The 12,892-nt window shown below is 58.9% G+C and carries 11 protein-coding genes and 1 tRNA gene; 3 read left to right on the top strand and 9 right to left on the bottom strand.

Going from position 1 to position 12,892, the window contains the following annotated elements; translation table 11 throughout:
• Positions 1–8: 8 nt before the first annotated feature.
• Positions 9–4,136, top strand: coding sequence for an RHS repeat domain-containing protein (locus tag ACA065_RS12180; protein ID WP_497694719.1), 4,128 nt, complete (start codon positions 9–11; stop codon positions 4,134–4,136).
• A 119-nt stretch (positions 4,137–4,255) separates the two neighbouring features.
• Here ACA065_RS12180 and ACA065_RS12175 read toward each other — a convergent pair.
• A tRNA-Ser gene (locus ACA065_RS12175) sits at positions 4,256–4,346 on the bottom strand.
• Positions 4,347–4,498: 152 nt separating this feature from the next.
• Between ACA065_RS12175 and ACA065_RS12170 the strand changes: the two genes are divergently transcribed.
• Entirely contained in the window at positions 4,499–5,170 is a 672-nt protein-coding gene (locus ACA065_RS12170; protein WP_159955664.1) for a Bax inhibitor-1/YccA family protein, read from the top strand.
• 62 nt (positions 5,171–5,232) lie between these two features.
• On the opposite strand, the gene murB is transcribed toward ACA065_RS12170, so the two are convergent.
• The 8 genes from murB to ACA065_RS12130 all read right to left on the bottom strand — a co-directional run bounded on the left by murB (position 5,233) and on the right by ACA065_RS12130 (position 12,089).
• Entirely contained in the window at positions 5,233–6,252 is a 1,020-nt protein-coding gene (gene murB / locus ACA065_RS12165) for a UDP-N-acetylmuramate dehydrogenase (protein ID WP_497694718.1), read from the bottom strand.
• A complete protein-coding gene (locus ACA065_RS12160) occupies positions 6,249–6,713 on the bottom strand; it encodes a low molecular weight protein-tyrosine-phosphatase (protein ID WP_497694717.1) in 465 nt (154 codons plus the stop codon). The genes murB and ACA065_RS12160 overlap by 4 nt, the downstream gene beginning before the upstream one ends.
• Positions 6,713–7,477: a 3-deoxy-manno-octulosonate cytidylyltransferase gene (kdsB, locus tag ACA065_RS12155; protein ID WP_497694716.1), complete on the bottom strand. Its 765-nt coding sequence runs from the start codon at positions 7,475–7,477 to the stop codon at positions 6,713–6,715. Before kdsB ends, ACA065_RS12160 begins: the two co-directional genes overlap by 1 nt.
• The gene (locus tag ACA065_RS12150) at positions 7,474–7,659 is read right to left on the bottom strand and encodes a Trm112 family protein (protein ID WP_003174668.1); all 186 of its coding nucleotides are present in this window, start codon (positions 7,657–7,659) and stop codon (positions 7,474–7,476) included. The genes kdsB and ACA065_RS12150 overlap by 4 nt, the downstream gene beginning before the upstream one ends.
• Positions 7,660–7,683: 24 nt before the next feature.
• Positions 7,684–8,694, bottom strand: a complete 1,011-nt coding sequence (gene lpxK, locus ACA065_RS12145; protein WP_497694715.1) for a tetraacyldisaccharide 4'-kinase — start codon at positions 8,692–8,694, stop codon at positions 7,684–7,686.
• On the bottom strand, positions 8,694–9,122 hold the full coding sequence (gene pocB, locus ACA065_RS12140; protein WP_497694714.1) for a flagellar polar localization protein PocB: 429 nt from the start codon (positions 9,120–9,122) through the stop codon (positions 8,694–8,696). The genes lpxK and pocB overlap by 1 nt, the downstream gene beginning before the upstream one ends.
• Positions 9,119–9,754: a flagellar polar localization protein PocA gene (gene pocA / locus ACA065_RS12135; protein WP_106579832.1), complete on the bottom strand. Its 636-nt coding sequence runs from the start codon at positions 9,752–9,754 to the stop codon at positions 9,119–9,121. Before pocA ends, pocB begins: the two co-directional genes overlap by 4 nt.
• Before the next feature lie 109 nt (positions 9,755–9,863).
• Positions 9,864–12,089, bottom strand: a complete 2,226-nt coding sequence (locus tag ACA065_RS12130) for a DNA internalization-related competence protein ComEC/Rec2 (RefSeq protein ID WP_497694713.1) — start codon at positions 12,087–12,089, stop codon at positions 9,864–9,866.
• Between the two features lie 134 nt (positions 12,090–12,223).
• Here ACA065_RS12130 and ACA065_RS12125 point away from each other — a divergent pair, with 134 nt between their 5' ends.
• A complete protein-coding gene (locus ACA065_RS12125) occupies positions 12,224–12,739 on the top strand; it encodes a DUF2062 domain-containing protein (protein ID WP_497694712.1) in 516 nt (171 codons plus the stop codon).
• Positions 12,740–12,892 lie beyond the last annotated feature (153 nt).

Genomic DNA, 12,892 nt, shown 5'->3' with positions numbered 1-12,892 from the left:
ACATTCAGATGACCTTAGAGTACGACGAGCATACCAAATGCGGCTGGCTGATGAGAAAGGTCAAGACCGTCGATGGCGTCGAAGAAACGGTTGAATACAAAGACAATGGGCTGACCTTCCCAGACAACCCGAAGTTGTCGGCATTGCCCTGCGTCAGCACGCACACCTTGACACCCAATGGGGGCGGGACGCCTGTTATCACAACGTATGTCTATAAGCGTGATGACGAGGATGCATACAGAACCATCATGAGTGAGGGCGTGCCGGCAATCCGCACCACGGTTTATCAATACGATAAAGACCATAACGTCAAATCAGAAACCGTAACCCAGGGTACTGCCGAAACCAAAAAAGAATACGACAATAAAGTAGAGAGCTCACTGCTTCACCTCAATATCACTACCACTTACAAAAAAGCAAATAAAAGCCGTGCGGAAAAAATTATAAACAAACTACTCAAGGGCCCCGCCCTGGAGAGCAATGAGCAAAATGATATTTTTACTCAAATTGAGTATTCTAACGTCCATGGCGAAAGACATTTAGACTCATTAATGAAGGACATTTTTAACGCATCCAAAAAAGGCCCGGGGGACACACCGCAACCCCACTGGCGTTACAATGAGGCTTACAGTGAATTTGATTTTTCCCATGTTGCCGCCGAAGTACTTCGTATGCCGCCGGGCCTATTAAAGACTTTGCTCCCCGGCCTCGACCCCATTATCGGCCGCAATTTAGACGTTCAGCAGTTCAAAGTTCACAGCTATACCACTGTGCCCGGAATGAGTGAGGGAAAGCTGCGCAGTACATTGCAAGTCAATCTTGCCAGCAATGACCTTAACCGTAAATTTGCCGAAGCCGCATTGACCGGCAAGGAATATCAATACTACGAAGAGGACGGCTTTCGCAAAGGGCGCCCAAAAAGCATCCTCCAGTCCACACTCAAAAACAGTACCCTGGAACCCATTGTAAAGGAACCCTTGCGCACTTTCGATTACGCTCTGGGAGGCACGGGCAACATCGAACGGACCACCACGACCACCGATACCGATGACCAAGGTAACCAACGTACCTCGTCAGAAACCCTCAGCACCCTCAATGGCAGCCTTATTCGCCAGGTCGACACCGACGGCAACCGTACCGAGTACACCTATAACCCATCTGGCCAACTGGCTACTCTCACGGTGTGCGCGCAAAGCCCGATCTATCGCCAAGTCACCACTTACACCTACCCGGCGCCGGGCCAGATGCAAGTTACCGAGCCCAACGGGGAAACCCGTTTAAGCCAGTACGATGGCCGAGACCGTTTGGTGAATGAATACCGGCTTGAAGGTGACCAAAAAAAACTGACCAAAACCGTCAGCTACGACCGCATCGGACGTGAATTACGTACCACCCTTTATGATTATGTGTTGGATGGCTTACGCGTCAGCCATTGGCAGGAAAATCAATACGATGACTGGAACCAGGTCTGCGGCATCACGTATAGCGACGGCCGGGAGGACTTCGATTTCTACGATCCCGTCGCGTTGACGCGCACGCAGTGGACGGGAAAAGCCACCGACAAGCACGCTACAGTCACCTCCTTTAACCCGGATAAGACGATCAAAAAAATCGAATGGAAAGGCCAGGATGGCAAGGTCTACCAAACCCAGACAGCCAGCTACAGCCATTTCAAACTGGTCACGCGGCTGCACACCGACGGCGAGCTGGGCGAAACCACCATTGATTACACCTACGATGGCAGCGGCCGCCTGCTGAGCGAAAAACATAGCGAAAAAGCCAAAGGGTTACTCGCGCCAAGCCTTGTCTACACCTACCACTACACCTACCTCCCGCAATGTCTACTGCATGAGGCCGAACAGGTGGAGATCGAGTTCGATGGCAAACGCCAGCGCCTCGGTAAACGCACCTTCGACAGTTGGGGCCGAGTCACGTCCATGACACGTGGTACCTGCACCGAAACCTACACCTATACCGGCGCCAGCAAGGTGCCAACATCAACCGAGACCGCTGAAGGCAGCGTACTGCAGCATGAATACATCAAGGAGCTGGGTAACCGCCTGGCCAAAACCCAAACCGCTAACGCCGGCGAACAAAAGACCTTCACTTACGCCTACGGAACACAGGGTATCGCGACGGCCAGCGAAGGCGAGCATTTGCTCAAGTACACCCATGACCGCTATCTACACGTGACCCAACAGCACGTAGAAACGCAGCCAGACCAAATCAAAGAGGTGCTCTCGAACTACACAATGAGAGGGCGCGCGAACGAGATTACAGACGCGCTGGGTAATAGGACAGTTTTGGCTTACAGCCTACTAAAGGCACAGTGCCTTTCCACCGACAGTCGTCACTTTAGAAGCGATAATGATTACGATGAGCAAGGACGACTTCGGCTGGAAACGATTAAAGGCTACCTGAACTCGCGCGATCCGATCATCAGCTTCGATGTGAACTATGCCTACGATTCACAACACCGAGAAACCAGCCGCCAATTTACACTCAGCGGCAAAGTTGACCTCACGTTGGCAAGCACCTACTACGCCGATGACAAATTGAAGTCGGTGCAGCTCAAACAAGGTAGCACCGTGCTGGGCTCGCGCAGCCTGACCTACACCCCGGGTGGGCGACTCAAGGCCTGCACCACCACCGGTGTATGGCGACCGAAGACGCCCAAGAACAAAGACATCGACAAGCAGGAGTTTACTTACGACGCATTGGGTAATGTCACCACGTGTATCACCACTTTTGGCACCGCGAAAAATACCGCGACCTACACCTATGACGGCTTGAATGGTTTCCGCCTGAAAACGCTTAAGAACGATCATGCGGACTACCCCACCGCGCTCGCCACCTTGAGTTATGACCTGGCCGGGCGGATGACCCAGGACCAGTCCGGTAAAAAGTACACCTATGACTGGCTGGGGCGATTGACCCAGGCCGGAAGTACCCGGTACAGCTACGACCCCTCGGACCGCTTGATGACCCGCGAGCAAGACGGCGAAAAAAACCAACTTATCTATGACGGGTTCAACGTATGTGGCGAGTATTCACTTGGGAGCGATGATGCTTATCGCAACCTTTACCCTGGTAGCTCGGCCTGCACGGTGCAACAGATCAAACGCTCCGGGGTGGTGAGAACGCTGTTTGAACTGCGTGATGCCAATGGGACCGTATGCGTCAGCTACGACATGAACGCCGAAACCTTTAAGCACCACGCTTATACAGCCTGGGGCGAGCATTTTTCCGACGAGCCCGACTCGATGCTGGGCTTCAACGGCGAATACCGCGACTCCGCCACTGGCCAGACCCCGCTGGGTACGGCGGACCGTTGGTATGACCCGCGGAAAATGGGTTTCGGACAACTGGACACCTTAAGCCCATTTGGGGACGGTGGCCCGAACATGTATGGCTACTGTCCCAACGGCGATCCTATCAATTATCAAGACCCCAGCGGGCACCAAGACGTGCAGGCCCAATGGACGGCCCGCTATGGAGGTATGCAGGTTCAGCCACTCGGGCTCGGATCCTCAGGCGCATTGATCAGCGCCTTCATTTGGGGAGGGGTTGGCTTACTCTCAACCTTCTTAACAGGCGGTTTAACGCTCCTGGTGTTGGCCTCGTTGGCCGCGATCTCGCTTGGCACAGCTGTCGCATCAGTATTGACCAGCGATTCCAATCCCGATCTGTCCAAGGCGCTGGGCTGGATATCCCTGGGGGCGGGAGCACTCGGTGGCCTGGCCTCGCTGGCGGGAAAAACGGCGACTCTCTCCATGTACTTGGCGCGAACCGCTTTGGCGACTGCCAGAAACCTCGTGGGTAAAGCGGTTCCCACCGCAACAACCGTACTCAGACAAGTGGGACAGCTCAAGGAGGTTGGGCGTTTAAGCATGAAGGCGCGATTCTTAAAGGAAATTGGATTCAACGCAAACGCGCTGACATTCAAGGAAGCCATAAAAAGCTTCAGCGTCGGTGAGATCAATACAATCCTCTTCGTCACCACGGGGGCCTTGGGGAATACAAACGCGCTCGAATCCGAATCCCTCCAGACTGGCAACACCCTTGTCGGCGACCTTACGTGGCTTCCTTGGGGAAACTTCATGAAAAATTGGGGATTCCGCATCCGCTTCCGTTGAAAACCTTGATAAGGCGGCGTGACCGCCTCCACAAACTGCGCACAGACGGGTTATAAAACCCAAATCGCAGGCAAAAAAAATCCCGCAGCACCTCGGTGCGCGGGATTTCCTTTTATGTTTGGCGGGAAACCAGGGATTCGAACCCTGGGAACGCTATTAACGTTCGCCGGTTTTCAAGACCGGTGCATTCAACCACTCTGCCAATTTCCCTTTTGCATCACAGGATTATAGTAGCCCATCCCGTGTCAGCGGGCGCCATAATACCCGAATGAAACACACTGTCAAACTCTTGCCATGGCTTGTTACAGAGCGTCTGTTATGATCCTTGCGACTGAATGTTTCAAAACTGAAGGAGTGTCGCCATGCGCGAACAGAATTACGCAGTGAATGGTCACGCGCAGGCTGAGCAGCTTGAAGTCAGCCGCGTGTTGCGCAATACGTACGGCTTGCTCGCCCTTACCCTCGCATTCAGCGGCGTGATGGCGTATGTAGCGCAGCAAATGCGCGTTGGCTACCCGAATATCTTTGTCGTGCTGATCGGCTTCTACGGTCTGTTTTTCCTGACCAACAAGCTGCGCGACTCGGCCTGGGGCCTGGTGTCGGCGTTTGCCCTGACCGGTTTCATGGGTTTCATCCTCGGCCCGATCCTTAACCGTTACCTCGGCATGGCCGGTGGCGCCGAAGTGGTCAGCTCGGCCTTTGCCATGACTGCCCTGGTGTTTGGTGGCCTGTCGGCCTACGTGCTGATCAGCCGCAAGGACATGAGCTTCCTGGGTGGTTTCATCACCGCAGGCTTCTTCGTGCTGCTGGCGGCCGTTGTAGCTGGCATGTTCTTCCAGATCAGCGGGCTGCAGTTGGCGATCAGCGCCGGTTTCGTGCTGTTCTCCTCCGTGTGCATCCTGTTCCAGACCAGTGCCATCATCCACGGCGGTGAGCGTAACTACATCATGGCAACCATCAGCCTGTATGTATCGATCTACAACCTGTTCATCAGCCTGTTGCAGATCTTCGGCATCATGAGCCGTGATGACTGATTGCTAGCGCTATAAAAAATGCCCCGTATCGTGAGATACGGGGCATTTTTGTTTCTGGAGGTTCAGTACCTGTTTGGTTCCATTTCCAGGTCAACCTTGAAGCGTTCAGCAATGTCCTGCTGGATACGCAGCGCCAGGTTGGCAATGTCGTGCCCTGTGGCCGCGCCATAGTTGACCAGCACCAGCGCCTGCAGCTTATGCACGCCTGCATCGCCCTCACGAAAGCCTTTCCAGCCGGCCTTGTCGATCAACCAGCCAGCAGCGAGCTTCATCTGCCCGTCCGCCTGCGGGTACGCCACCAGGTCCGGATAAAGCGCTTGTAGCTCTGCGGCCAGCACCTGGGACACCAGCGGGTTCTTGAAAAAGCTCCCTGCATTGCCCAACTCAGCCGGGTCCGGCAGTTTTTCGCGACGGATGCTGCAGATCGCCCGGCTGACGTCGCTGGGCGTGGCCTCAGTGATCCCCTGCGCGGCCAGGCGCTGCTGCACCGGGCCGTAGTCGAGTTTCAGGTGGCTGACGCGACTTAAGGCAAAGCGCACGCGCAAGATCAACCAGCGTCCGGCCTCGTGCTTGAACAGGCTGTCACGGTAGGCAAAGTTGCACGCTTGCGGGCTGAAATCGCGCAGCTCGCCGGTGTGGCGATCCAAGGCCGTCAGGCCGGCAAACACATCCTTGATCTCCACACCGTAGGCACCGATGTTCTGCATCGGCGCAGCGCCGACGGTGCCGGGGATCAGGCTGAGGTTTTCCAGGCCGCAAAAACCGTGTTCCAAGGTCCACAGTACAAACGGATGCCAGGCTTCGCCCGCTTCGGCCTCGACCACCACGTGCAGGCCATCATCCTGCAGCACGCGAATGCCTTGGGTTGCCATGCGCAGCACCACCGCCTGGATATCCTGGGTCAGCAGCAAGTTGCTACCACCGCCAATCACCAGCAGCGGCAACGCTTGTGCAGCCGCGTAGGCCAGGGCTTCGCGAACATCGGCGTCGCTGTGGGCTTCGGCGAACAACTGGGCGCGCACATCGATACCAAAGCTGTTGAATGGCTTGAGCGATACCTGCGCAAGCACCTGCAAGGTCATAACCGCCCCTTCAATTCGATCACCAATAAATCACAGGCGCGCTCGATCAGGTCGAGCACGCGTTCAAAGCCTTGTTCGCCTTCGTAATAAGGGTCTGGCACTTCGTCCACTTCAGCGTCATAACGGCGCAGGAACAAGTCCACTTCCGCCTTGCCCTGCCCCAGATGCAGCGCCTTGAGGTTGCGCAGGTTGCTGTTGTCCATGGCCAGGATCAGGTCATAACGCGCAAAGTCGGCGCGCGAGACCTGCTGGGCACGCTGGGCCGACAGGTCATAACCGCGCACCAGTGCAGCACGCTGGCTACGCTGGTCCGGCGGGTTGCCGACATGCCAGTCGCCGGTGCCGGCCGACGCTACCTCGACCTGACCGGCCAAGCCCGCTTCGCGCAACTTGTGGCGCAACACGCCCTCGGCGGTGGGCGAGCGGCAGATATTGCCCAGGCAGACAAACAGGACTTCCATCAAGCCCCCAGCAGGCGACGGACGCGCTCCAGGTCTTCCTGAGTGTCGACGCCAGCCGGTGGCGCTTCCAGCGCATCGCCCACATGAATACGCACGCCGTGCCACAGGGCACGCAGTTGCTCCAGGGATTCGGTGTTTTCCAGCCAGCACGGGCCCCAACTGACGAAGTCATGCAGGAAACCGGCGCGGTAGGCGTAGATGCCGATGTGGCGGCGGTACGGCACACCCTCCGGCAGTACGTCGGGGTGTTTGGCGAAGGCGTCGCGCGCCCAAGGCAAGATAGAACGGCTGAACGTCAGCGCCAGCCCATTGATATCGGTGACCACCTTGACCACGCTCGGGTTGAGCAGGGTGTCGATATCTTCAATCGGCTCGGCCAGGGTCGCCATACGCGCCTCGCCATGGGCGGCCAGGTTGGCGGCCACCTGGTCGATCACGCACGGTGGGATCAACGGCTCGTCGCCCTGCACGTTAACCACGATTGCATCCGCCGCCAGGCCGAGCTGCGTGGCTACTTCGGCCAGGCGGTCGGTGCCGGAGTTGTGGTCTTCGCGGGTCAGTACCGCTTCGGCGCCAAAACCCTTGCAGGCTTCGATGATGCGCGGGTCATCGGTGGCGACCACTACCCGTTCGGCGCTGCTTTTGCAGGCTTGTTCCCACACCAGCTGAATCATCGGCTTGTTGCCGATCAATTGCAGCGGCTTGCCCGGCAGACGGGTCGAGGCGTAGCGCGAGGGGATGATAACGGTAAAGGCAGTGGTCATTTATCCAGACGCTCATCGGTGGTCAGGGTGCGGGCTTCGCTCTCCAGCATCACCGGGATGCCATCACGGATCGGGTACGCCAAGCCGGCGCCTTTGCTGATCAGCTCGGTTTTGTCGGCGCTGAGCTTGAGCGGGCCTTTGCAGATCGGGCAAGCGAGGATGTCGAGCAGTTTGGTGTCCATGAGTGTTTCCTGGAAAAAAGCGATTTAAGGCAAGAGTCGGTCGGGCAGCAAGCGCATCAGTTGCCTGTCGAACCAGGCAACAAATGCCGGCGACGGCAGCGCATCCACCGCAAGATACCACCAGTCTGGCTGGGCAAAGGCGCGGCACTTCACCGCGTCTTTTTCGGTCATGACCAAGGGTAATGACGGCGTGAAATTCAAGACCTCGGCGCTGTAAGGCGCGTGGTCGGCAAACGCATGGGGTATCGGCCGCCAGTGTAGCGTTTCAAGGGTATTGAAGAAACGTTTCGGGTTACCGATACCGGCAACCGCATGCACCTGCTGGCCAACCGGGAAATGATCAGCCGGTTGGCGCTCACCGGTTTTCAAGTTGATCAGCGCCGTGGGCAACAGGCGGAAGGCGAAGCCGCCCTCACGATCAGCCTCGGCGCCGTTATAAAGCACCGCATCGACACTTTGCAGACGCTCCACCGGTTCGCGCAAAGGCCCGGCCGGCAGGCAACGACGGTTGCCCAGGCCGCGTGCGGCGTCGATCAGCACCAGTTCAAGGTCGCGGGCCAGGCGGTAATGCTGCAGGCCGTCGTCGGAAAGGATCAGATCCAGCGGCTCGCTGGCCAGCAGTGCTTTCACGGCGCGGCTACGGTCGGGGTCAATCATCAGCGGCACGCCGCAGCGTTGCACGATCAGCAGTGGCTCGTCGCCGGCCACTTCAGGGCTGTGACTGGCTTCAACCCGCCACGGCAATTGCGGCGGCTTGGCGCCGTAGCCACGGCTGACCACTCCGACGCGCAAGCCACTGCGCCGGCAGTGCTCGATCAGCCACAGGATCAGCGGCGTCTTGCCCGTACCGCCCACAGTGATATTACCGACCACCACCACCGGCACCGGCGACTGGTAGATCTCGCCCTCACCCGCGAGAAAGCGTGCACGCTTGCGTTGCACCACACGGCGATACAAAGACTCCAGCGGGCGCAGCAGCATCAGCGCCGGATGGCCCTCGTACCAGGCCTTGAGCAAACGATCGGACATAGCCATCAGGGTTGCGCCGCCGCCTCAACGGTGGTCATGCGCAAATGGGTGAAGCCGAGCTTGCCGGCGGCGTCCATCGCGGTGATCACGGCTTGATGCTGGGTTTTGCCATCTGCGCTGATGGACAGCGGCATTTGGGTATCGCCGCCGGATTCTTTCTGCAGGGCATCCATCAGGCTGTTGAGGTCGTTCTTTTCCAGCAATTGGTTATTCACCGAAAACACACCGTCAGCGCTGATGGCGATGTCCAGTTGCTTGACTTCCTGGTCCTCGGCCGGCGAGCCGCTCACCGCTTCCGGCAAGTCGACACGCAGCTGGGTTTGCCGGGTGAAGGTGGTGGTGACGACAAAAAACAGCAGCAGGATGAACACCACGTCGATCAATGACGCCAGGTTGATATCGACATTTTCCCGACGCTTGCGGCGAAATTTCACACTCGGCCCTCGACGAAATCGACATCACGATCACCCTGCACCACTTCCACCAGCTTGATTGCCTCCTGCTCCATGCCCACCACCAGTTCATCGATGCGGCGCTGCAGGAAACGGTGGAAAAACACCGAGGGAATACCGACCATCAGGCCCGCAGCGGTGGTGATCAGCGCCTTGGAGATACCGCCCGCCAGCACGGCGGCGTTAGTGGTCATGCCCGAGCCCATGAAGGAGCTGAAAATATCAATCATGCCCAGCACCGTGCCCAGCAGGCCAAGCAACGGCGCCATGGCGGCAATGGTGCCGAGCGCGTTGATATAGCGCTCCATTTCATGAATGACTCGGGCGGCCGCCTCTTCAATGCACTCTTTCATGATCTCGCGACCATGCTTGGAGTTGGCGAGGCCTGCGGCGAGGATTTCACCCAAGGGCGAATTGGCGCGCAGTTCCTTGAGTTTATCTTTGTCCAGTTGCTTGTTCTTGATCCAGCCCCACACCTGCCCCAACAAATGCTCGGGCGTGATACGACTGGCGCGCAGGGTCCACAGGCGTTCGGCGACGATGCCGAGTGCGGCGATGGAGCTCAAGATGATCGGCAACATCATCCAGCCGCCGGATTTGACCAATTCCCACACAGTGAATGTCCCCTCGAAAAAGTGCGCCACTTTACCATATAGGTTCGCCAGCGGGGCTCGTCGGCCATAGACCCGCCCGTGCCGGGCCTTGGCCCTTGGTAACGCTGCATCAGGGTAGCGCTTCGCGCCAGAACCGGCGTTGACTGCGCGCAACAACTGGGGGTGCAAAGGCGCCCAGTTGCAGACGTACGGCACCTTGCACGGCGCTGTCGTACACACGAGCGCCCACCACCTGATAACGCTGCATCACCTGGGGGTGGGGATGGCCGAATGCGTTGCCACGGCCCCGGGAAATCAGCACCGACTTGGGCGCAAGCCGCTCTAGAAAAGGCCCGGATGAAGAGCTGCGGCTGCCGTGGTGCGGCGCTTGCAACCAATCGGTCGGTACGGCCAAGGGAGACGCGAGAAAAGCCTGTTCAGCAGCGCGATCAATGTCGCCGGTCAGCAGCAGGCGCTCGCCATTGGCCTGAACCCGTAGCACACAGGATTTCGGGTTGCTGCTAGCGGCACCTGGCCATCTCCACACCTCGAATAACACGCCATCCCACTCCCATTGCTCACCACTGACACAGGGCTGAACAGCGAGCAATGCTGGCAATCCCTCGACCTCCCCGCCAACAACCCGCTTCACCGCAAGCGCAAGGGCCACCGCTGCCGCCCCGCCAGCATGATCGGCGTGGGCGTGGCTGATCAGCATCATGTCCAATGCCTCTACTCCGAGCTTTTTCAAGGCTGGCAGTACCACACGCGCGCCAAGATCAAACGCCCCCGAACGCGGCCCTGCGTCATATAGCAAGGTGTGATGGCGTGTGCGCAGGATCAACGCCTGCCCCTGGCCGACGTCCAACTGCGTCACCTCCACTTGCCCATGCGGCACCCACTGCCTGGGCGGAAAGATCGCCAGCAACAGCATTGGCCAGCCCAGCAGCCGAAACGGCACGCCTTTGGGCAACAGCAACACCACCGCACCCGCCAGGCTCACTAACCAATAACCCAACGGCACCTCAGCCGGTATCCAGGCCGGTCGTTGCCCTGCCAACAGCGCCAACCCCTTGAACAGCCCATCCAGCGCCCCACCGGCCAACCACAGCAAGCCCTCGCCTAAAAACGGTACGGCCAGCAGCGCAGTTCCCAGCAGTGCCAACGGCAACACCACGAAGCTGATCCAGGGCACGGCAAACAAATTGGCCACGGGCGCACTGAGGCTGATGGGCAAACCCAGCACCAGCAATACGGGAAACAAGCCAATGGCGACCAGACATTGAGGCCGCGTCCATAACTGCCACAAGCTCCAGGCGCCCAAACGCCCGCTGAATGCCAGCACCAAAACCGCGACGGCGGCAAACGACAACCAGAAGCCAGGCTGCAAACTGGCCAATGGCTCCAGCATCAATACGCCATTGAGAGCCAGCAACAACGGCCACCAGGCGCCCAAATGCCGAAAGCGCAGACGCCATAGCAATACCAACCCGACCATCACACACGCCCGCTGCACCGGCACGCCGAACCCCGCCAACATGCCGTAGCCCAGCGCGGCGGCCAACGCCAGGGCGCACGCCCATGGCAGCCACGGCAAGGCTCGGGGCCAGCAACCGTAACGCGCAAGCCCGGCTACCAAGCCGTAGATCAGCCCCGCCAGCAACCCGATGTGCTGGCCCGAAATCACCAGCAGATGCACCGTGCCGGTGTCCTGCAACACTCGCCAGTCCTCAGCGCCCAACCCCGAGCCGTCGCCCAGCACCAGCGCCGCCAAGCCGGCCTCGCGGCCCTGGGCATCCACGCTACTCAGGCGCTGCCGGAGGCTGTCGCGCCAGGCGTTACGGGCTGGCGCAAGGCGCTGGCCATCCTTCACCGAGCCGGTTGCGCCAATACGCTGGGCCAGCAGCCAAGCCTCATAGTCAAAGCCATGAAAGTTGAGCAACCCCGACGGCCGCTTCAGCGTGACCGCCAGACGCCAACGCTCGCCACTGTTTACCGGCGGGCCAGCGTGCCACGACACGCGGATGCGCTTAGGCAGTTGAGTCTTGCGCGACCGGCTGTCGGTCAATTCGAAGCGCACGCCGGTACTCGTCTGTTGCGGCAGCCCGACCACACGCCCCTCTATCCAACGCGTCTGGCCATCCAGTACAGGCTTGAGGCGATCATCCAATGCCCACTGCGCGCTGATGCAGGCCCAACTCAAGCCCAGTAGGAAAAACGCCAACGGGTGGGTACGAAAGGGCAACAGCATCAACGCCACAACCAACATTGCCAGCAGCCAACCGGTAGAAGGCAAGGCTGGGAAAAATCGCAGCGATAGCAGGCCAAGTCCGAGCGCAAACATCCCAGTTCTCATGAATCATCCTTTTCAAGTGATCCATCAGTCTTAGTCGGGCGCCCAACACAGCCTATGATGTTTTGTCACAAAGTCTGAATTTTCTGTTTATAGAATGCGGGCATACTTGCCCCTCGAACTGACCTGGACCCCTTATGCCCCGGCGCTTATTCAAACGGTACATGCCCGACCCCACGAGTATCCGGGAACACAAGTCCTTACGATTTCTCGGCAAGTTGCTGCATGACCCCAACCTCTGGCACCTGAACCGGCACTCAGTGGCACGCGCCATGGCGGTCGGTTTGTTCGCGGCATTCATCCCGATTCCCTTGCAGATGTTATTGGCGGCGGTCCTGGCGATTGTGGTGCGCGGCAACATGCCCATCGCCGTCAGCCTGGTGTGGCTGACCAACCCGATCACCATGCCGTTTGTGTTCGTCGGCACCTACCTGACCGGCGCCTGGCTGATGAACGTGCCGCCGCGCAGCCTGCCCGACAACCTGACCTGGGAATGGATCAGCAGCCAATTGAGCACGCTGTGGCAGCCGTTCCTGCTGGGTTCGGTGGTGCTGGGGTTGGTGCTGGGCGTGCTGGCCTACTGCCTGACCATGGGTTATTGGCGCTGGTGGGTCGCGCACCAGTGGAAGAAGCGCAAAAAGCGCCGCGCGTGAGGGCTGACAGGCCGGCAGACGCATCCGCCGGCTGTTCGCCCACCCTACGCCAAGAAACCCCCGCTAGCCCCCTGCCCCGCTTGACCCGCCCACCGTCAGGCGCGCTTGCGCCACGCCCTCCCCATCGCGCGAAGATTGCCGCCAATCATTAAT

Source organism: Pseudomonas sp. LBUM1640 (genome assembly GCF_059716225.1).
The sequence above is the reverse complement of the archived record's forward strand: the minus strand, read 5'-3'. Positions and strand labels throughout refer to the sequence as shown.

Bases quoted from the DNA above. Each gene is read 5' to 3' on its own strand.
- ACA065_RS12180 (WP_497694719.1), top strand. From the start codon at position 9: ATGACCTTAGAGTACGACGAGCATACCAAATGCGGCTGGCTGATGAGA.
- ACA065_RS12170 (WP_159955664.1), top strand. From the start codon at position 4,499: ATGCGCGAACAGAATTACGCAGTGAATGGTCACGCGCAGGCTGAGCAG.
- murB (WP_497694718.1), bottom strand. From the start codon at position 6,252: ATGACCTTGCAGGTGCTTGCGCAGGTATCGCTCAAGCCATTCAACAGC.
- ACA065_RS12160 (WP_497694717.1), bottom strand. From the start codon at position 6,713: ATGGAAGTCCTGTTTGTCTGCCTGGGCAATATCTGCCGCTCGCCCACC.
- kdsB (WP_497694716.1), bottom strand. From the start codon at position 7,477: ATGACCACTGCCTTTACCGTTATCATCCCCTCGCGCTACGCCTCGACC.
- ACA065_RS12150 (WP_003174668.1), bottom strand. From the start codon at position 7,659: ATGGACACCAAACTGCTCGACATCCTCGCTTGCCCGATCTGCAAAGGC.
- lpxK (WP_497694715.1), bottom strand. From the start codon at position 8,694: ATGGCTATGTCCGATCGTTTGCTCAAGGCCTGGTACGAGGGCCATCCG.
- ACA065_RS12130 (WP_497694713.1), bottom strand. From the start codon at position 12,089: ATGAGAACTGGGATGTTTGCGCTCGGACTTGGCCTGCTATCGCTGCGA.
- ACA065_RS12125 (WP_497694712.1), top strand. From the start codon at position 12,224: ATGCCCCGGCGCTTATTCAAACGGTACATGCCCGACCCCACGAGTATC.